The organism is Ekhidna sp. (assembly GCF_040220215.1).
Classification (GTDB): Bacteria; Bacteroidota; Bacteroidia; order Cytophagales; family Cyclobacteriaceae; genus Ekhidna.
This window is the reverse complement of sequence record NZ_JAVJTR010000013.1, coordinates 61,596-82,607: the sequence shown is the minus strand read 5'-3', so window position 1 is coordinate 82,607 and position 21,012 is coordinate 61,596. Positions and strand designations below refer to the sequence as shown.

At 41.4% G+C, this 21,012-nt stretch carries 14 protein-coding genes; 3 read left to right on the top strand and 11 right to left on the bottom strand.

Annotated elements, in window-relative coordinates; genetic code table 11:
- Nucleotides 1–150 precede the first annotated feature (150 nt).
- From RIC88_RS07880 to RIC88_RS07835, 10 genes are all read right to left on the bottom strand, one after another.
- Nucleotides 151–3,882, bottom strand: a complete 3,732-nt coding sequence (locus RIC88_RS07880) for a sigma 54-interacting transcriptional regulator (protein WP_350216988.1) — start codon at nt 3,880–3,882, stop codon at nt 151–153.
- Between the two features lie 59 nt (nt 3,883–3,941).
- Entirely contained in the window at nt 3,942–4,580 is a 639-nt protein-coding gene (locus RIC88_RS07875; RefSeq protein WP_350216987.1) for a response regulator, read from the bottom strand.
- A gap of 10 nt (nt 4,581–4,590) precedes the next feature.
- Nucleotides 4,591–6,360, bottom strand: a complete 1,770-nt coding sequence (locus tag RIC88_RS07870; RefSeq protein ID WP_350216986.1) for a hybrid sensor histidine kinase/response regulator — start codon at nt 6,358–6,360, stop codon at nt 4,591–4,593.
- A gap of 36 nt (nt 6,361–6,396) precedes the next feature.
- Entirely contained in the window at nt 6,397–6,843 is a 447-nt protein-coding gene (locus RIC88_RS07865) for a response regulator (RefSeq protein WP_350216985.1), read from the bottom strand.
- Nucleotides 6,844–6,845: 2 nt separating this feature from the next.
- Nucleotides 6,846–9,314, bottom strand: coding sequence for a PAS domain-containing sensor histidine kinase (locus tag RIC88_RS07860; RefSeq protein WP_350216984.1), 2,469 nt, complete (start codon nt 9,312–9,314; stop codon nt 6,846–6,848).
- An 80-nt stretch (nt 9,315–9,394) separates the two neighbouring features.
- A complete protein-coding gene (locus RIC88_RS07855; protein ID WP_350216983.1) occupies nt 9,395–11,716 on the bottom strand; it encodes a PAS domain-containing protein in 2,322 nt (773 codons plus the stop codon).
- Between the two features lie 218 nt (nt 11,717–11,934).
- The gene (locus RIC88_RS07850) at nt 11,935–12,825 is read right to left on the bottom strand and encodes a mechanosensitive ion channel family protein (RefSeq protein ID WP_350216982.1); all 891 of its coding nucleotides are present in this window, start codon (nt 12,823–12,825) and stop codon (nt 11,935–11,937) included.
- Nucleotides 12,812–14,650: a DUF8459 domain-containing protein gene (locus tag RIC88_RS07845; RefSeq protein WP_350216981.1), complete on the bottom strand. Its 1,839-nt coding sequence runs from the start codon at nt 14,648–14,650 to the stop codon at nt 12,812–12,814. The genes RIC88_RS07850 and RIC88_RS07845 overlap by 14 nt, the downstream gene beginning before the upstream one ends.
- Nucleotides 14,651–14,773: 123 nt before the next feature.
- Nucleotides 14,774–15,199 carry an FKBP-type peptidyl-prolyl cis-trans isomerase gene (locus RIC88_RS07840; RefSeq protein ID WP_350216980.1) on the bottom strand — a complete coding sequence of 142 codons (426 nt, stop codon included), beginning with the start codon at nt 15,197–15,199 and terminating at the stop codon, nt 14,774–14,776.
- Between the two features lie 179 nt (nt 15,200–15,378).
- Nucleotides 15,379–15,735 carry a hypothetical protein gene (locus RIC88_RS07835; protein ID WP_350216979.1) on the bottom strand — a complete coding sequence of 119 codons (357 nt, stop codon included), beginning with the start codon at nt 15,733–15,735 and terminating at the stop codon, nt 15,379–15,381.
- Nucleotides 15,736–15,844: 109 nt separating this feature from the next.
- On the opposite strand from RIC88_RS07835, the gene RIC88_RS07830 reads away from it, so the two are divergent.
- From RIC88_RS07830 to RIC88_RS07820, 3 genes are read left to right on the top strand one after another with little or no spacing between them, the layout of a single operon-like run.
- A complete protein-coding gene (locus RIC88_RS07830; protein ID WP_350216978.1) occupies nt 15,845–17,278 on the top strand; it encodes a pyridoxal phosphate-dependent decarboxylase family protein in 1,434 nt (477 codons plus the stop codon).
- 37 nt (nt 17,279–17,315) lie between these two features.
- Nucleotides 17,316–17,711: an LIC_13387 family protein gene (locus tag RIC88_RS07825; protein WP_350216977.1), complete on the top strand. Its 396-nt coding sequence runs from the start codon at nt 17,316–17,318 to the stop codon at nt 17,709–17,711.
- A 56-nt stretch (nt 17,712–17,767) separates the two neighbouring features.
- A complete protein-coding gene (locus RIC88_RS07820) occupies nt 17,768–19,930 on the top strand; it encodes a B12-binding domain-containing radical SAM protein (RefSeq protein ID WP_350216976.1) in 2,163 nt (720 codons plus the stop codon).
- Here the strand turns inward: RIC88_RS07820 and RIC88_RS07815 are convergent.
- Nucleotides 19,927–21,006: a BamA/TamA family outer membrane protein gene (locus RIC88_RS07815; protein ID WP_350216975.1), complete on the bottom strand. Its 1,080-nt coding sequence runs from the start codon at nt 21,004–21,006 to the stop codon at nt 19,927–19,929. The genes RIC88_RS07820 and RIC88_RS07815 overlap by 4 nt on opposite strands.
- Nucleotides 21,007–21,012: the final 6 nt, after the last annotated feature.

Here is a 21,012-nt window from a genome sequence, read left to right as displayed (position 1 = left end):
CCAGTTTTTAAATATGAGGAAAATAAGTACTTAACTAACTGTAAATCAGAGACATTAAATTTAATTAAGTAAAATACTTAGCATGAAAAAACCACGGAAAACCGTGGGTAAAACCGTTAAATATTGACTAATCGCGGTATACCGTGGGGATTAATTAGGACGTTTTATGCTAAATTTTCTCATTCGGTCACGAAGTGTGCTTGGTTTGATCTTCAACTTAGCAGCAGCACCATCTCCACCCTCTACTTTCCAGTCACATTCTTTTAGTACTCTGCGAATGTGATTTTCTACGATAACGTCTAACGAATTATCATGCTCCCATTGTTCCTGAGAGGTTGTGCTATCCACCACTTCTGGTAAGTGTAATTTTTCATTAGTGGATAAAATCACCGCACGCTCAATGGTATTTTCCAGTTCCCTCACATTTCCCGGCCAGGCGTAGTTTCTCAGGTAGTCCATCACAGGCTTTGGAATTATCTTGATCGGATTGCTGTACTTGATTCCATACTTTTCAATAAAGTGCTCTACCAGAATAGGTATATCATCTGGTCTGGAACGTAGTGGTGGAATTTCGATTGGGAATACCTGGAGCCTGAAGTAAAGGTCCTCCCGGAAATTGCCCTCTTTCACCGCCGCTTTCAGGTCTTTGTTTGTGGCGGAAATAATTCTTACATCTATTTTCTTGGTTTTGGTGCTTCCCAGTCGTTCTACCTCCCCCTCCTGAAGTACGCGAAGTATCTTCACCTGAAGATCCAATGGCATATCACCAATCTCATCCAGGAAAATTGTTCCCCCATCAGCTAGTTCAAACTTACCCGGCTTTTCAACAGATGCGCCCGTAAATGCACCTTTTTCATGTCCAAATAGCTCACTCTCGATTAGGTCTTTAGGAATCGCTGCGGTGTTTACTTTGATCATAGGTTTTTCAAAACGCTTACTTACATTATGAATGGCTCTTGCGATCAATTCCTTTCCTGTTCCTGTTTCCCCTGTGATAAGCACAGTAGCATCCGTCTGTGCTACCTGTTCTACCTTTTTAAGTACGTCTCTAAATGCCTTACTCTTGAAAACCATGTTTTCAAAGTCATTGGCCTGCTTAATCTCCTCCCTTAGATAAACATTCTCCAGCTCCAGCTTATCCTTTAACTCCCGCACCTCATCTAGGGCTTTTTCGAGTTCATTTCTTGATAGAACAATATCTGTGATGTCTCTGGAAGTGGTTAGCAGATAGCAAACTTCACCTGACTCTTCTACTGGTGTAACTTTCGTTTCAATCGCATAATAAAATTCATTGACAGTGGTATCAGATACGTAAGTAACTGTTTTTTTGCTCTTAATAGCTTCATGGTACTTCAATAAGTGGAAGTCTATCGATGCTTGATCATAACCCACATACTTATTAAAATATTCATTCAATTCAAGCCCAACCAAATCACCTTCCGAAACATCTACTCCTGATTTTTTAAAGCCTTTTAATGTTTCCTCGTTCACACTTTCAATGAAAAATTGCTTTCCATCGAATTGAAAAAGTACCATAAAGTCATTGGCATTATCGTAAATAAGAGACAGCCTCTTTTCTCGCTCCTCAATCTCTTTTTTGGCATTTTTCTCTGCGGTCATATCGGTAGCCTGAACCAAAATATTCTCTAATTCACCATCGCTATTCTTAATTATGCTGTAAGAGGCCATAGCCCAATGCGTCTTTTTTTCCGGACCGTAATATGGGTCTTCAACGGTTAGGGTTTCACCTGTCTTCTTAGCAAAGAGCACCTGGCTTTTGATCTTCTTTTGCCAATCTTTGTTTCCTTCCCAGCCTGGGGCATCCCAAAAATACCTCCCAAGGTAATCTTCTTTTTCCAGCCCCTGCACTTTTAAAGGAAGATCATTGATATGAACAACTTTTCCTTCCAGATCCAGGAGGGCTGTAAATTGAAACTGTTGATTAAAAACGTTTCGATAGCGTTCCTCGCTATCTTTCAGTGCTTTTTCGGCTTCTATTATCTGTGTAATGTCTGCACCAACACTTTGGTATTCAACCGGATTTCCTGCCTCATCAAAAAAGGCGCGATCTTTCCATCTTTGCCATCCGTGGGTACCGTCAGGAAGCAATACACCATGCACATTCTCTCGTGAAGGGTTCGTCGGTGTAAGTGCTTCAATTTCTAACTTTACTCTTTTACGATCTTCCGGAGAAATCAGATCATAAAAGCTTGTGCCTAGTACCTCTTCTTTTTTTTGTCCATAAAAATCAAGATATGCCTGATTCACAAAGGTTCGTATGCCTCCCGGCTTCCAGCGAACGATCATTTCATCCTGATCCTGCACGATGGAACGGAACAGGTTTTCACTCTTCTCGAGCTCCTTCTTTATTTGAATCTGCGGAGTGATATCCATGATAACCGAATCCCAAATCACACTGCCATCCGCTTCTTTTTTTGGTTGCCCGGTCCCCTGCACCCAACCAATAGTCCCATTGGCCAAATAGACTCTCCATTCCCCATACCATCTTGTCATATTCACATATGACTCCTGAATGGATTGCTTTACTACCTCAATATCTTCCGGATGAAACTTTGACCAGACATTGTTGATATCGGAAATAGCATCAGCTACCTCTACTCCTAAAAGGTCACGCACACCATCACTGACAAATTCAAGTTCGTCGGTAAAATCCGGATTTAACTTATAGCGTAAAACTACTCCCGGAAGGTTATCAGAGATCGCTTTTAATCGCTGTGACATCAGCAGATGCTTTTGTTCATTTTCTTTTTGAACAGTAATGTCTCTACCTACACTTTGATACTCAATTACATTTCCTTGTTTGTCAAAGTAGGCACGGTCTGACCATTCCTGCCATACCATTTCACCACTCCCCATTGGTCTGTGTATTGTGGTGGTTCTTACCGGGTCTTCAGGAGTTAAACCCTCAATTTTCTTTTTAATATCATTTTGCACTGACTTTTCCATACCAGCAAACACGCTTTCGCCTATCGCTTTTTGGGAATCCAGGTCAAATGCTTCACAATAGGCTTTATTCACAAACGTGCGGTATCCACCGGGTATCCACCGAACGATCATTTCCTTTTGATCCTGAATAATAGAGTCCAGAAGTTCTTCATGCTCTCTGAGTCGCTTTTCTGATTCTCTCAACACCGAGATATCCTGGGTAGTACCCAACATTCGGATCACCTCACCTTTATCATCACGAATCATGCGACTATAAGCCAGCAGGTGTTTCACCCTCCCATCAATGACGATACGGTACTCAATACGATTATGATCAGGACCTTTGGGTTGTAGAGATTTTTCGAAATCACTACTTGCCCGGTCTATATCATCCGGATGGATGACGCTGAAAAAATGGGCATTGAGATCGATCTTAGCATTGGGGTCGATCTCAAAAATTTCATATAAACGTTTATCCCAGGTGAGTTGATCGATCTGTGGGAACCAATCGAAGGTGCCTATTTCTGCTGATTCCAGGGTTAAAATAAGCCTGCTTTCACTAGCCCTCCGGCCGATGCGGTTTTTATCTTCCTTGTGAATGATGGTGCCTCTTACCAGGTTACGATCAAACGGCGGAATTCGCATCAGACGAACTTCACATGGGAACTCTTTCCCACTTTTGTCTATATGCACCCAGTCAAAAGCGGGGTTTGCACCAGCCAGGGCCTCTTGAATGAGTTGGCGACTATATGTTTCAGCATCTTGTCCGTAGACATTGGAGGGACTTAGTTTTGAAGGGCTCGTTTGCAGGAGCTCCTCTTTGGAAAGGCCAAATAACCTGAGTGCCAGATCATTGCAATCAACAAAATGACCTACATCCATGTCCATGATAACGACAGGATCGCTAATGCTATTTATGATTTGGTGGTGGTCCATACTGTGTATCCCCGTTCGTTAGGGATTTTAAAACTCGTTTTCTATACCCTGCTATTCTCTTAAACCAAATTGCGCTCAACCGCATACATTACGAGCCCAGCCACATTTTTGCAACCGGTTTTTTCGAGCAAATTTCTTTTATGTGTCTCCACCGTACGAATGCTGATAAAAAGCTTGTCTGCGATTTCCTGATTCGTGTATTCATTGGCAATGAGCACCAACACTTCTTTCTCCCGATCCGACAGCTCTGCCTCAAGCGTAAGTCGTTCCTTTGGCTTTCTCCCTGCTATATTCCCGATGATGGTTTTGTATACCTCATCAGAATAATGATCCTGCCCGTCCAGCACTTTCTTGATGGCGGATACCAGCTCCCCTTTATCCGATTTTTTCAGGACATAGCCATTAGCACCAAGGGCAATCATTTTATTGATATAGCCGGCCTCATTGTACATGGACAGTACCAGCACTTTTTGATCCGGATAATTTTCCTTCAGGCTTTTCATGAACTCCAGCCCGTCCATTTTAGGCATATTGATATCTGTGAGGATAATGTCATATTCATTGTCCTTTAGCAGCTCCAGGGCTTCCAGACCATTCTCAGCCTCATCCTTGATGGCGAATTCTTCATCACCTTCAAAATAAAATCGGATACCATCCCTGATGATCTGATGATCATCTACTAATAATAGTGTTCGCATTTTCTTTATTTTAACTAACCGGCATTTTCACGGTCACCCGTGTGCCCTTTCCTTTTTGTGAATCAATATTTATTAATCCATTACTGCGTCTTACACGGTGAGTAATATTCTGGAGGCCATTGCCATTTAATACCTCCTCTACAGCAAATCCTTTCCCATCATCTTCAATCTCGAGGCTCAATACTCCGCCACTCTGTTTTAAATTCATTTTTACCGAGGATGCTTCACTATACTTAGCAATATTGTTCAGCGCCTCCTGTATTACCCGATATATTTGAGACTTAACAAATGGTGAAAGTTCTTTCTCTACAATCTCATAGTTCTTATCCACTCGAATAGGTACTGGCATATAGCTCACCAGCTTGTCAATGGCATAATCGAGACTATGCTCCTCTATCTGCTTGACTGAAATGTTATTAATGAGATATCCCAGATCATCGATCGTTTCATGAGCCAACTCTTTCACTTTTTTCAAATCCTTATTGTCCGGCATATCATCTGATATTTTGCTAATGAACATAGAGATACCGTTCATTTTTTGTCCCAGATTGTCGTGTAGCTCACGGGCCAGTTCTTTACGATCCTGCTCCTGTTTATTCATAAGATAGATTTGGCTCTCATGCTCAGCTGTTACATCCACAATGGTACCATAGAAGCGGGTACCCCCATCATCTTTATAATCAGGCCTCAATACGATTTTAAAGTAACCGATGATCGACTTGTTAGCTGGATTGATGATGAATCGGTGTTCATTGTAATACTCTTCGTAATTATCGATTGCTTTATTCACCCCTTCATTGAATATGGGTTGGTCTTCTTCTTTGATCAATTGTGTGAATTTTCGAAATGAAATGGTATCTCCGGCTATTTGAAGTTTCAGAATATGCTTGAAATTGGAGCTGCAGCTAATGAGATCCAGATCAGCATCATATTCAAAACTGCCTGATCGGGTCAGCTTTTCGGCCTGACTTAGGATGGATTTCGACTTAATAACGTCTTCCAGCAAAAGTTTATTAGCCGTTATATCAAGACATTTCCCTACAATACCCGTTACCTCTCCATCAATAACCAGTGGCTTTTTATTAATCTCAAAGATCGCTCGCTGACCATCATTTTTTATCTCCATTTCATAGGTGACAGGATTCCCTGAAAGCTTTGCAAACTCATCATTTTCATTTGCCTTATCAGCCACTTCTTTAGGAAACAGATCGTAATCAGTCTTCCCTATGATTTCTGTATCATGAAGCTGGACATACTCACAAAATGCTCGATTGACCTTTAAATATTTCCCATCAGCATCTTTTAAGAAAATCTGATCCCCTGAGGTATCAAAGATGGTATCCAGAATCAAATTCTTTTCTACTAATTCCCTTTGGAATCGCTGTTTTTCTCGAGCTATGGATGCCTCATGCAGTACCCGTTCAATAACAATAGGTGCCTTTTTGAGATTTGATTTTAACACAAAATCATTGGCTCCCGCTCGCAACAAATCTGCTGCAAGCTCTTCCCCAACTGTTCCTGAAATAAGGATCACCGGTAATAGAGGTTGCTTCAACCGTGTATACTTAATTGCCGATAAGCCGTCGTAATCTCTGAGATTATAATCCGTAATGATTAAATCATAATCCGATAAATCTGCCTTCAGAAATTCATCCTTATTTGCTACGTCATCTATCTCTACATTAAGATTCGACTTCCTTAAAGCAATCTTTAAAAGCTCAACATCATCCGCACTATCTTCCAGGTGAAGTATCCGTACCTTTTCCTTCCATATGGTCATGCTAATTCCCTTTAATGTTCAAATCTCCTTTATATCTCACTCCTCAGGAATTTGGTTAATCAATACCCAATACATGCTGATTTCTTTGGTTACTTCCATGAAGTTTGAGAAATTAATAGGCTTCACCACATAGCTGTTCGCTCCCAGCTCATAGCACCTATCCAAATCTTTATTCTCCTTGGAAGATGTCATCACTACAACAGGTATTTTTTGTAGGTTCTCATCCTTTTTGATTCGCTCTAAAACCTCCAAACCACTCAATTTTGGAAGCTTCAAATCCAGTAAAATCAATCTAGGCTTAATTGCCGTATCTCTTTCTGCGTACTCTCCTTTACCTTGTAAATAGTTGATCGCCTGCTCGCCATCTTTGAGCCAAACCACCTCATTGACGAAGTTAGAGTTTTTAAGCGAACGCATGGTCAACTCCGCATCATCGAAGCTATCCTCTATTAAAACAATTTGCACGTCATTGGTGAGTCCCATTTCTAAACCTCTTTTTTAAACCGTAAATAAAAAGTTGTGCCCTCTCCTTTTTCGGAATCAGCCCAAATTTCTCCATTGTGGGCTTTTATGATTTTTGCACATAGTGACAATCCTACACCCGTCCCTTCAAATTCCGACTCACTATGCAATCGCTGGAACACATTGAATAATTTATCATAGTACTCCATATCGAATCCTACGCCGTTATCCTGAATGGATATCGCATAGGAGGTGGCTTCCTCCACAAAAGATATACAAATTTCGGGCTTTTCTTCATTAGAACTATACTTTATTGCATTTGATATGAGATTTGAAAAGACCTGGGCAAGCATTTCTTTATCTCCGATTATCTCAGGTAACTCGTTTATTGTTATAGAATTCTTCGAATCAATGAATAAATCATCTATTAGCCGGTTTATCAAATTGTTAAGGTTGACCGACTGATAGTCTACTTTCTTGCGGTTCATGCGACTAAACTCCAATAAGTCGTCAATTAGTTTACCCATCTTTTGACTGTTAGAAGCAATTCTTGACAGATACTGATTTGCATCATCTGGTATTTCGCTGCTATAGTCCTCAATCAATGCCTCAGAATAGCCATTTATTGCCCGCAATGGAGCCCGTAAATCATGCGAAACAGAATAAGAGAATGCCTCGAGTTCTTCATTCGCTTTCTCTAAAGCAGTGGTTCGATCTATTACTTCTTCTTCGAGTCCTTTATTTGACTGCTCTATTTCCAACTCGTATCTCTTTTTCTTATCAACGTCCTGGAATAGTCCCTGAAGCCTGGAGACCTCACCATTTTCGTAAACGGCTCTACCAATGGCTCGGGTCCACTTTTCATTGCCTTTTGCCGTGATGATCTTTAATTCCAGATCCCATGGCTTTTGATTGGCAATTCCTTCCTCCACAGCTTTAGAAATTGTATCACGATGATCCGGATGGTAATAATTGATTCCGGCTTCCAGGGCTATTTCTTTTGCAGGATCCTCCTCGTGAATGCGATACACCGTATCACTCCAGTAGCACTTGCTTTCTTTTATGTCCACTTCCCAAGAACCAATATTGGCAACAGCAGAAACCTCTGCCATCATTCGGTCCATGTCTGCATTCTTGATTTTTGCTATTTCAGCTTCTGTCAGGTCTTCCACAAGAGCCATGGCATACTTATTATCAGTACCCTCGTTCACCATGGTTACATTTAGCTTAACATACTTCACTTCTCCTGACTTGGTGATATATCGTTTATCAATGGTATAACTATCTATTTTATTTTCTATTAAGGCTAGATATCTATCCATATCTTTTTTAACGTCATCCGGATGCGTAAACTCTTCAAAACCCATACGTGTGAGCTCTTCTTCGGTGTATCCCAGTAACTTACTAAACTGATTATTGACTAAGAAAGGCACACCACCATCCCCTACAAGCGCAATGGCAAATTGTGCTTTATTAAAAATATTTGTAAAACGTCGCTCACTTTCGCGCAGTTTCTCTTCCTGATTAACCTCCTTTGTAAGGATTTCTGTAAATATGATAAACCCTCCAATGTTGCTATCCTCAGCATACCATGGCTCTAATTTCCAGCGGAAATATTCCGTTCTTCCATTGCTTTCGTATGAATCAAGCTCCTTTGATAGATGTTTACCTTTAAGAACCTGATTAAATCTTTCAAGCCACTCAGATCCTTTCAGCTCAGGGAATACCTCAAGCATGGTTTTACCAACAATCGCTACCCCCTCTATTCCATAGGCTTTATGATATGCATCGTTGGCTAACACAAAACGCATCTCTGAATCTAACATGGCGGTCGCCCCCGGAGAGTATTTCACAAATGTTTCAAACTGGCTTTGTAATTTTTTACGCTCGTCTATTTCTGCCTGAAGTTCTTGCGGACTCTTGTATTCCAAAGCTTTAGGAATGACAAAACCCAACACAGTAGCCGTAGCTAATGAGACAACTCCTGTAAGCAATTTCATAAACCCACTGAGGCGATAGACCGGCTCCCAAAATAGCACCACATCTATTAGGTGTGTGAAACCACAGAGCAATATAAATGCTGCGAATAATATTACTAAATTTCTTCCTTTTCCGATATCACGATTTCTGATATACCAAAGCAGTATGATTGGAATGGATAGATAGGCCAGAAATATGGAAAGGTCGGCAGATATATACATCCACCCCTCCACTGAGGACCAGTCACCACAGGTCCAACGGGCGGGCCAGTTTTCTGTGCTCAGAAGACCTGAAAAGTATGAGGTAAGAGTGGGGTTTTCGATCGAAGCTGAAGGTGCTTTGCAAATCGATATGCTGCTTAGATCAATCGGCTCAGCTTGCTCCACGAATGAATTAGATTCTTTTGCAGAAAGGAAAAAAAATGGAGCTGCTATAACTGCAACCGTTATTAAAAATTTGATCATTAGGTGGTCAAAGAAGTAGAAATCAAAAGAAATTTGATTCTTGACCATTGTTAAGACAAATTGTTTTAACCTTATCGATGAAACGTTCTTTTTATTCGATAAAAAATGCAGATCCTCCCTAAACCCTATTATTTATTGAACTTCAGATAAAAAACAGCCCCTTTATCTACTTCTGCCTCTGCCCAAATTTCAGCATCATGTGCTTTCATGATTTTATGACATATAGCCAGCCCTATCCCTGTTCCTTCAAACTCCTCCTCTGTGTGTAAACGCTGGAAAACCTGGAATATCTTATCGTAATAATCCATATCAAACCCTACTCCATTATCTTCGATGGAAATGACATAAGCTTTCTCCTCCTCTTTGGAAGAGATGATAACCTCTGGTTTTTCTTCTTTTGAACTGTACTTGATTGCATTCGATATCAGGTTAGAAAAAACCTGCTCCAACATTTGTTGATCACCGTGAATCGTTGGAAGACTATCTAGTTTGACTATTCCCATTGAATCTTCGTATATCTCATCAATCAACCTGGTCACCAACATAGAGAGATCAATTACAGAGTGATTTACTTTCTTTCGATTCATTCGACTGAACTCCAGCAAGTCGTCAATCAACTCACCCATCTTTCTGCTATTGACCACAATACGATCGAGGTAGCTGACAGCTGTCTCCGGCAGTGACTGATGGTCTTCCTTCAAAGCCAGCGAATAGCCGTTGATTGCACGAAGTGGTGCTCTCAGGTCGTGAGATATAGAATAAGAAAATGCCTCTAGTTCTTTATTCACCTTTTTTAGTTCCTCCGTTCGTTCTTCTACTTTTTCTTGCAGGTTCGCATTAAGAGATTTAATTTCTTCTTCCTGTGCCGCCTGATCTGTTATATCCCAGTTAACCCCCAGCATTCTTACAGGATTGCCATCTGGGTCGTTAATGACCTTCCCCATGGCACCAATGTGTCTTACTTCACCTGATGGCCATATCACCCGAAAACGGGTGTCAAGTTTTTTTCCTGTTTCCAAACACTCCTGAACTTCCTTATTCGATCTTTCCCGGTCCTCAGGATGAACTCCTTGATACCAGGCTTCATAGCTGTTTGAAAAATCCTCTTTCTTCAGCCCATATATGTCATATAAGTAATCATCCCATTCCAATTTATTATTTGGAATATCCCAATCCCACACGCCAAGAGAAGCCGCATCACGAGCGATCGTAAATCGTTCATTCAATAGCTTCAACTTTTCTGCTCTATCCTCTATCTTTATTTGGTTCTCTACATTGTCATTGATATCCTGAAAAAGTCCCTGGAGTTTGGTCAACTTCCCACCCTCAAAGACCGGTCTGCCTATAGCTCGAGTCCAGATTTCACGACCTTTCGCTGTGATCAGCTTCAATTCCAAATCATATGATTCTTTATTTTCAATTGCATTATTAACCGCCTTTTCCAGTGTTTCCTTGTAATCAGGATGGAAATAGTTGATGCCATCTTCAACTAATATTTTCTTTGACGGATCCTCCTCATGAATCTGATAAACCATGTCACTCCAGTAACATTCCTGTGTCTCAATATTTATTTCCCAGGCACCTATTCTGGCCATTTTGGAGACATCCTCAAACAGTTGATTGAGTGACTTGATCTTTTGTCGTGATTCATTTTGTACCGTTGTGTCCCGAAAGATGGTGGCAAATTCACCCTTTGACGGGCTGTAGATATTCATCCGAAACCATCTTTTCAGTACTTCCGAATACTCTTCGATTTCACATGATTTGCCCGTAGTGGCTACCTCATTGAAAATATCAAGCCACTTTGGATCAGCTTCTATTGCTCCGGGTATAGCATCTGACACTTTCTTGCCTACCAGTGTTTCGGGTGGCACGGGAACATAGTTTTCTAATCCCCTGCCTACGTTTAGATACTGCCAATCAATGGGTTTCCCGTTTTCATCTCTCAAAATCCTTGCATGTGCAAACCCCTCCTCCATCTCATTCAACAACGTCTTCAATACATTGTCGTGCTCTTTACGTCTTCGCTCGGCAATCTCCTTTTCAGACTTCACCTCAGTAAACATGATGATGCCCCCTATGACACCATCGGGATGATACCAGGGCTCAAGTTTCCAATTCAAGGATATGTTTTTATCGCCAATTTGAAATGAATCGAAATCGGCACTTAGGCTTTCTCCAGCAAGTGCTCGTTGGTGGTAATCGAGCCATTCTGGTTTCTCCTTGACTTCCGGAAAAATTTCATAATGTGATTTGCCTATTATATCATTTCCTTTCAAGCCATAGTCACGATACCAGCCATCGTTGACCATGAGGTATCGCATTTCAGTATCCACCATGGCTATTGCACCGGGTAAATACTTAACAAAAGCTTCAATTTGATCTTTTGGCGTATGCGACATATCTCCTGAATGAGACTTCAGGCTCCTTTCTTTCAGCTCGTTCTCCATATGTTTTCAATAAAGTCTGATTCTGCCCTCCTATTATGCGAAATAATTTTTACATAACGAAATAATACAGGACTTTACTTAATCGGTGGTAGTGCAAAAATACATGAGTAATTATCTGCTTTAACGCGTATAACGCACATAATTATGTGTAGTAATAATGCTTATTTATGATCTCAGAGATAGACGTAAACTCTCTGTATTGAAGGTGACTTTTAAAATTATTTTTTAAGAGATACTTCCGGCATACCTACTAGCTCAAAAGTGGCGGAAGCGAGAATGACTTTACCCTGAGATTTATCCACTGAACTAAGTATTTCTTTGAAGATTTCATTCTTTGTGATTCTACGTTTTTTGAAATCCACAATGTAGCGGAGTGTGAATTCCACCCAGTTATCGTTGGCTACCAAAGAAACCATTGGATTGATATTTGCAGATTCAATCAGATACTTTTCTGTCATCTCTTTCCATTTCCCTTTTGCTTCTTCGGCATAAGTTCCGGTTATTTTATCACCAGCTTTTTGAATCAACTCTTCGGCTAACTGATAATCAGATCCGAATTTTACCGGGATCTTAACCTCATCCCATAAAAAAGGAAAGTCTGCTGAGTAATTAAATACAGGTTCCTTGAATACAAAGCTATTTGCGATTCTTACGATACGGCCATTATACAAATCACCGTCTACCCATTGGCCAAGCTCCATTACCGTAGTTCGAAGTACACCTATATCGATCACATCCCCTTTGATACCCCCTAATTGCACCCGATCACCCGTTTTATAAAATCCTCCAAAAAGAATAGCAAGCCAACCGGCCACAGATGCAATCACTTCCTGTAAGGCAAAAGCTATTCCCGCTCCCGCGACACCAAGAGCTACCGTCAATCCTCCAAGTTTATTACTATAGACAATACTGAAGTAGATTATAATAGCCAGCCACGCCAGAAAAGACCCAAACTTTTTTGCCTTATATCGGCTATCGGTATCCTTAATTTTGGAGAAAACTTTGTTTTGAATAAGCCTGCCAATGGACCAGATGATAATGGCTCCAATGATAAAAGCCACCACTTTCCCAATCGTATCATTAAAAAGAAGTTCCTCAATCTTTTCCATCAGGCTCCTTCGGAATAGTTATAGCATTTCCATCCCTTACCGCACGGTAGTGTGGAGACATGATCTCAACCCCGGCTTCATTGAATTTATCCTGGATATTCGCATGAAGCTCCGAATAAATGCGAGGCATAAATTCCGGTGTATCAGTATAGGCGTTTAGCTGATAGGCGACATACCAGTCATCCAGGCTTGTCTGTAATACAAAAGGCTCTTTACTTATGTTGACACCATTGGTTGCTACTGCCGCTTCAATAAGCAACTCATGAACCTGACGCCATGGTACGTCATAGCCAATAGTTACTGAGGTGTGAAGTACTAAACCAAGTTCCTTGCTGCTTGAAGTATAATTAATGGTGTGTCCGGAAAGTATCGAGGCGTTCGGGACAGTGATATCTTCATTTTTTGTGGTTCGAACTCTCGTCACTAGCAAAGTCTTTTCTATTACCTGGCCGGTTACTTCGCCAATTTTCACCCGATCCCCTAACCGAAATGGTCGCATGTAAGTAATGACCAAACCAGCTACAGCATTAGCTATTGCGGAAGATGATCCGAGTGAAAAAAGAATACCCAAAAACACGGATACTCCTTTAAAAATGTCTGAATCAGATCCGGGCAAGTATGGAAAGATGACCACAAACATGAAAGCATAAACCAGGAACTTCACGATGTTGTACGTAGGCATGGCCCAGTCCTCATGAAAGCCCTTAATTTTCAAATTGCTGGTTTCTATTTCATGAGAAATGAACTTAAGAAACCGCACCAGGTACTTGGTAATCACATAAATAACCCCAATCGTAAACGCGTTAGGAAGATAATTCCAGAAGGATAAAAGGATGCTCTGAGCCGGACTGAGTATCCAGCCCATCAAAGTCTCAGCCCAGTTTTTGGTAAAAGGAAATAATCCGAAAATGATCGGCAATGTGAAGTAAAGTACCAAGGCAAAAAATGCCCATTTTAAAGCCCCAACTACACGAACACTTACGTCTAATTGTCTTTCCGGAGGTAAAAATTCATAATTCCCAACTTTAATCCCGGCAAAATATTTTTTCTTATTCATGACCATCCAGCCCTGAATACCGGTAAACAATCGGTTTAAGAAATAGACGATGAGAACGGCCACACCTAAAATCAGAAATACTAATCCAATCCGCGCAGCAATATTTTTGACAGAACTACGATTGCGTTCTGAAATTACAAATTCGTTAATTTGATCTCTATAAGTCTTTGCAAGTGTTTCTTTTGATATTCCATCTACCCACAGGGCATCCCACTCCGAGACGCTTGTAACGATCAGGTTTTGATACATCAAATCAACAGTTCCATCATGAGCCTCTGTGTAGAGAGAATCTGGCACGAAATAGTCATCCCTGATTAATAACTCAATCTTTTCGGCCACATTAGCTGCCCGTTCCTGAGCCATAACAGGGCCTAGTTTTGTATATATGCTAAAAAGGGAATCTCCCAGAGGGGTCACCGGAAAGCCTTTATTACTTTCCTTTAGTTTTAAAATTCTATTTTTTTGTTCAGCATTTCTGGCTGAATCTCGTTGTTCTATTTCCCGGATCTGCTCTCTTAATGTTGCCTGACTCACAAGATCCCCCTCCTGAAGTAACTGAATTCGTCTCATCAAATCTACCCTGGCCAATGAATCCTGCTTCCGTTTTTGTTTGTTTTGCAGAAGGAGTCTTTCATAAGTTTCCAACTGCTGGCTCAAGCTGCTAATTCTACGCTGAATGCTGTCAGCCTCAAGGTTTTCCGCACTGGTTTGACCAAAAGTTATAAAAGCCAGTAGAGTGAATATGAATACAAGAAATTGATTCTTCATGGTTGTAAGTTGCGCATTCAACGCGGAATTTAGGGAAAGGTTAGATTGAATTTACAACAAAAACTATATAAAAAAAGAGGTCTTGATTTGAGACCTCTTTTCAATAAATAAATTAAGTCTTTACTATCCGATTTCCACCAGCTGAATATCGAATACCAGGTCTTTTCCCGCTAACTCATGATTGGCATCTACAGTAATAGCTTCATCGCTTACTGCGGTGACATTCACATACGTTTGATGACCAAGATCGTTCGTAGCAACTAACTTCTGTCCAACTTCCGGTTGCATGTCCTCTGGAAGCTGATCTTTTGGAACGTCTTGGATCAATTCATCTCTTCGCTCTCCGTATGCTTCTGCAGATGGAATTTCAACGGTTTTCTTCTCATCAATGGCCATCCCGTTTACAGCTTCATCAAAACCTTTGATCATTTGTCCGCCTCCTACTGTAAATTCCAATGGGTCCCGTCCCTCGGAAGAGTCAAAAACCTCTCCGGAAGTTAGTTTTCCTGTATAGTGCACTTTTACCTTGTCGTTAGCTTTAGCTTTCATTACTATTCTTTTCTTGTGAAATAATACCGCAAAGGTATAAAAAATATAAAGGGATGATTTTTAAGGGGTTGATTTTACATGTAATTACATTTAATGTAACTACGAACAAATATAAATTTGTTCATAAAAAAATGAAAACAGTAATTTCACAAAGCAAATCATATTAAAATGGTTTTTGTTTACGCTACCAAATAATCCTTTGCCTCTTCCAAGTCATCAAATAACTTAATGTTACCCCCGACAATATTTGTGTATGCTTTGAAAATGAGTTTTTTCAAACCTCCTATTCCTACAAACGCCCTTTTCTCAGCTCTGTCTTTGAAATAGGTCCTGCCGTATTCTTTCATTTTGGAGCTTACCACGGCATTTACATAGGCACCTTCGGAGTTTACCAACACAAGTAGTTTGTTGGTAGCCTTGAGGTAAGCATCTTTCGTTTCTTCCAACAGCTCAAGAGAACGTTTTTCAGATTTGGATTCCGTCAAATCAATGTATAAAATCTCTTTTCCTTTGTGAGTGATGTAGCTAACCGGCATGCTTAAAAGATTTAGTTTAAGGTAACAAAAAATAATGTAAACTCAGAATGATAACCGATCCTCACATTCTACTCGGCGCTCTGAAACCTCATAAGTACCTTTGATATCCATGATAGACAAAATCAAATCTCTGGAAATTATAGCTCGTCTGCTGGAGCCTGATAAAGAGTCACAAGCTACACTCACTCAAAAAGTCCTGAATCATGCTTCTTCATTTATGGAGGAATTGGATGATGCAAACGCCTTTTTTCAAAATCCTGAACCGAACAATCAGGAGACTGTTTCAGAGGAACCATCATCTATTGATGACCTGCTCCACTTTATTGGAAAAGAAATCGAAAAAGACGGCATCAATGCCGCTTCCGGTGGACACATGGGTTATGTACCCGGTGGTGGACTCTACCCTTCTGCACTTGGAGATTATTTAGCCGCCATCAGCAATAAATATGCGGGTATTTACTTCCCAGCTCCTGGGGCAGCCCGTATGGAAAACATGCTCATCCGATGGATGAATGAACTCATGGGCTTTCCATCTAATGCTACCGGAAATCTAACTTCAGGAGGATCCATTTCAAACCTCATTGCCGTAGTAACTGCCCGTGAAGCTAAAGAGGTAAAGGCCAAAGATTTTGATAAGCTGGTAGTCTACCTCTCCGATCAGACGCATCATTCCATACAAAAAGCCCTACGTATTGCCGGGTTGGGTGAAGCTCAACTTCGTTACTTACCCATTGATGATTCGTTCAAAGTGGATGTTTCCAATCTGGAAAAATACATTCTGAAAGACAAAGCATCAGGGCTAATTCCATTCTTTATTAATGCCTCTCTTGGCACTACCAACACCGGAACCATCGACCCCATCGAAGAGATAAGCACCATCGCCCAAAAACACGAGATTTGGTTTCATGTGGATGCGGCATATGGTGGTTTTTTCCGAATGCTACCTGAGATTCAAAAGTGTACCAAAGGAATTGAAAAAGCTGATTCCATCACGCTAGATCCACACAAGAGTCTGTTTCTTCCCTTTGGAACCGGTGCTGTCTTGATTAAGGATTTAACCTCGCTTTACAAGGCACATCGATATACTGCTGATTACCTGCAGGATCTGGTAGATTCGGATAGTGAGGTAAATGCTGCAGATGTTTCACCTGAGCTGACCAAGCATTTTCGTGGGTTACGAATGTGGCTACCACTGAAGCTTTTCGGTCTTAAGCCTTTTCGAGCAGCACTGGAAGAGAAGATGTTGTTGGCTCGATATTTTCGCCAGCAAGTGGAAAGTGTGGAAGGCTTTGAAGTTGGGCCTGATCCTGATTTATCCATCACGGTGTTTAGGTATGTTCCTCTCTCGGGAGATGCTAATGCTTTTAATGAAAAGCTTATTAAAGCCATTCAGGATGATGGACGAATTTTCCTTTCATCCACCATGATTCATGGTGTCTTCTGGATCAGGGTAGCTATTGTAGTATTTCGCACGCATCGGTCAAAGGTTGACCTTCTACTAAAGATCGTGCAGGAAAAAGTGAATGAATTATCTGAGAAATGAATTTCTATTCTTAGTTTTAAACTTAAATAAACGGACCATGAAATCGAGTAAAACATGGATTAAGGCTGCCGGAGTATCTCTTACTTTACTTGGCGCACTGCATTTGATAGCTAACTTTTTAGGTCCTAAAAGTGCAGAAGTACCAGAAGTCATTCGACTTATGGAAGCTTACGAGATTGACATGATGGGAACGCACACGTTACTTTCATTTCATAAAGGGTTTAGTCTAATGACCGGACTTTTTATGATTGCAATTGGGGTTATCCAACTTGCTCATGCTTCCAAGATTGATCGTTCCATTCTTCGCACACTCATTCTATTCACCTTCTTATCCTTGGCGGTTTCATTGTACTACTTTCATCCTCTGGCTTATGGTCTAATTCTAATAGGCTTGATTTTTCAGCTAGTGGCATTTGCCAAAGTGAAGAGTTAAAAACATCTCTCTTGTCTTACTCTCTCCGATGAGGCTCTATCTTTGCCCAAAAACCATTGGCAGAACTTCTCCTCATCACGCCCCCGTTTACCCAGCTAAACACACCCTACCCTGCCACGGCGTATCTGAAAGGTTTCTTCAATACCCAAAATACACCAGTTGATCAGCAGGATTTGGGTATTGAAGTGATCCTGGAATTGTTCTCGAAAGATGGATTAAAAGCTCTTTTTACGAAAGCTGGAGCTTTTGACACCCCCTCTGAAAATACCGAACGAATGCTCAACCTGAGGGAGAGCTACTTCACCACCATCGAGCCTGTCATCGCTTTTTTACAAGGGAAAAATCCAGCACTCGCACGTCAGATTTGTGCGGATCCCTACCTGCCACAAGCCTCACGCTTTGAACAACTGGAAGAAATGGATTGGGCATTCGGAAGCATGGGCATGCAGGATAAAGCGAAGCATCTGGCTACTCTTTACCTTGAGGATTTGTCTGATCTCATTGTAGAATGCGTCGATCCACATTTTGGGTTTAGTCGGTATGCTGAACGGTTAGGTCGAAGTGCCAATTCCTTTGACGAGCTGGAAAGTGAATTGCAGCGGCCTCCCACTTTCGTGGATGAAATCACCCTCAGGCTACTCGAACAAAAAATTAAAGAATCCGATCCGTCGATCATTGGGTTTTCGGTTCCTTTTCCCGGCAATTTGTACAGTGCATTCCGATGTGCACAGCACATCAAGTCTAACCATCCACACATGAAGGTCACTATGGGTGGTGGCTTCCCGAATACCGAGTTGCGGGATCTGAAAGATCCTCGTGTCTTTGACTATTTCGATTTCATCACGCTCGATGATGGTGAACGACCGATGCAGCTTTTGCTGAATCATATTCGAAAACCGCAAGAACCATCTTACCTGAAGCGTACCTTCTGTCGAATCGAAGGCAAGGTGACGTATGTTAATAATGCTTCCGAATCAGATATTAAGCAAAGTGATGTAGGGACACCTGATTATACCGGACTACCACTGGAAGATTACATCTCAGTTATTGAAGTGGCCAATCCCATGCACAGCCTTTGGAGTGACGGACGATGGAATAAATTAACAATGGCACACGGATGCTACTGGGGCAAGTGTACGTTCTGTGATATCTCGCTGGATTACATCAAAATCTATGAACCGATAGCAGCCAAAACGCTGGTGGATCGCATGGAGCAACTCATTGAGCAAACCAGTTTTTCCGGTTTTCACTTTGTGGATGAGGCGGCACCCCCCGCTTTGATGAAAGAACTGGCATTGGAAATTCTGAGTCGAAAGCTCTCCGTCACCTGGTGGACAAACATTCGGTTTGAAAAGAGCTTTACTCAAGACCTTTGCATTCTATTGAAGGCCAGTGGATGCATTGCTGTATCGGGTGGATTGGAGGTAGCATCTGATCGCCTCCTCAAACTCATTGACAAAGGGGTGACCGTGGAGCAGGTGGCGCGAGTGACCGATCATTTTACGCAATCCGGCATCATGGTCCATTCGTACCTGATGTATGGCTATCCAACACAGACCGTTCAGGAAACGATAGACAGTCTGGAGATGGTGAAACAGATGTTCGAACTGGGAATCATTCAATCCGGTTTCTGGCATCAGTTTGCCATGACGGCCCACAGTCCGGTGGGATTGAATCCCGAAGCTTTTGGAGTGATTCCTCAGCAAAATGACATTCAGTTTGCCAATAATGACATTGCCTTTACCGACCAGACCGGAATCGATCACAGCGTTTTCAGTTTTGGCTTAAAGAAGTCATTGTACAACTACATGCATGGCGTGGGTTTCGACTGGCAAGTCCATGAATGGTTTGGGGAGCCAATGCCTAAAACGACCATCCAACCAACCTTCATCGAAGAAGCTTTGAATCAACCCGAAGATTACCTGATCAAGCCAACTGCGCGCATCGTATGGCTGGGTGGTAAGCCTGCTATTCAGGCATCAAAGAAGGGAAAAATGAAAGTGCAGTTTCATTCAAATACGGAAACTTTTCAGCTTTCCATCCCCACAGAACAAGGTCAATGGTTGCTGGATAAATTAGAAGCACTAAGCCCGGATCAACCAGCCACTTCTTTTAAATCACTGAAAGAATCGTTCGAAAAGCAATTCGGGGATTTTGAACCTTTTTGGTACAGTAAGCCGATCAATGTGCTGCGAGCAAATGGACTGATTGCGGTTTAAAACGCTTCACTTATTCCTACATAAATCCCGTTTTGCCCTCCTCTTCCAAAACCCAGATCTAATCTCAGGTTTAATTTTCGCTCAGGGATAATCAAGAAGCGTCCACCAATCCCTGCCACATATTTAAACTCAGAAAGATTGAAATCATCCACATCGTAGGCCACATCACCAACTCCTGCAAAAACCGTTATCCCAAATCGCCAGAACAAAGGTCGTCGATATTCCATCTGAGTGTACATCATTTGTCTATCCCGATAAAGGCTTGCATTCTTTACGCCTCTTAAACGCTCATCACCACCCAATTGTGGGAGCTTATAAAAAGGTACATCTGTTCCAAAAGTCAACCTCGTTTGAAACTGGAAAGCCAGAATATGCTTCTTATCCTTGAGGTCGATATATTTTCTAAAATCAGCCAGGTAGCTGGTATAATTAAAATCGCCGATTGCATTGAAAATCAACCTGCTGGCAATGAAATATCCACTTGCAGGGTAAATGGTATAATCACGTGTGTCATATCGGAAAGCCGGACCAACGCCAAAAATATTTCCACCATTTGATCCGACTGGGTTGTCGGTTTCAAGCAACCCTTCGGAAATGACCTTTCTAATACTCGTGAAATGAGCGTCAAACGCAACTCCTACAAATACCTTTTCATTAAGTGGGTGAAGAAACTGACCTTCAAGTTGCACAAATCGATTGGTGTATAATTCTGATACATCAGGGTCATTGTCGTTCCCAATCCCAAAATAAGAATCGGGGAAATTGTAGTATCTAATTGATGTATTTAGGTTTTGACCTTCCGGAAAGTAATAGTCCAGATTAATAACTGCTATGGATTGCTTTTTGAGCGTATAAACGAAATAGGGGGTTATTGTAGACTGCCGTTGGAAAGTTGATTGAGTTGTTCCAATATCTTTCAACACCCAAATGCCTACAGCACCAATCTGAAGGCTGGTCTCAGGGGCATAACTTATTGCAGGAAAAGCTGCAAAAGATCCTTCATTCTTAACAGAATCGGACTCTTGACTAAACGATAAAGACGGTAAAAAAAGTAGTGTAAATAATATTCGCCTCACCCAATA

Coding starts and splice junctions, on each gene's coding strand:
- RIC88_RS07880 (WP_350216988.1), bottom strand. CDS start 3,882: ATGGACCACCACCAAATCATAAATAGCATTAGCGATCCTGTCGTTATC.
- RIC88_RS07875 (WP_350216987.1), bottom strand. CDS start 4,580: ATGCGAACACTATTATTAGTAGATGATCATCAGATCATCAGGGATGGT.
- RIC88_RS07870 (WP_350216986.1), bottom strand. CDS start 6,360: ATGACCATATGGAAGGAAAAGGTACGGATACTTCACCTGGAAGATAGT.
- RIC88_RS07865 (WP_350216985.1), bottom strand. CDS start 6,843: ATGGGACTCACCAATGACGTGCAAATTGTTTTAATAGAGGATAGCTTC.
- RIC88_RS07860 (WP_350216984.1), bottom strand. CDS start 9,314: ATGGTCAAGAATCAAATTTCTTTTGATTTCTACTTCTTTGACCACCTA.
- RIC88_RS07855 (WP_350216983.1), bottom strand. CDS start 11,716: ATGGAGAACGAGCTGAAAGAAAGGAGCCTGAAGTCTCATTCAGGAGAT.
- RIC88_RS07850 (WP_350216982.1), bottom strand. CDS start 12,825: ATGGAAAAGATTGAGGAACTTCTTTTTAATGATACGATTGGGAAAGTG.
- RIC88_RS07845 (WP_350216981.1), bottom strand. CDS start 14,650: ATGAAGAATCAATTTCTTGTATTCATATTCACTCTACTGGCTTTTATA.
- RIC88_RS07840 (WP_350216980.1), bottom strand. CDS start 15,199: ATGAAAGCTAAAGCTAACGACAAGGTAAAAGTGCACTATACAGGAAAA.
- RIC88_RS07835 (WP_350216979.1), bottom strand. CDS start 15,735: ATGCCGGTTAGCTACATCACTCACAAAGGAAAAGAGATTTTATACATT.
- RIC88_RS07830 (WP_350216978.1), top strand. CDS start 15,845: ATGATAGACAAAATCAAATCTCTGGAAATTATAGCTCGTCTGCTGGAG.
- RIC88_RS07825 (WP_350216977.1), top strand. CDS start 17,316: ATGAAATCGAGTAAAACATGGATTAAGGCTGCCGGAGTATCTCTTACT.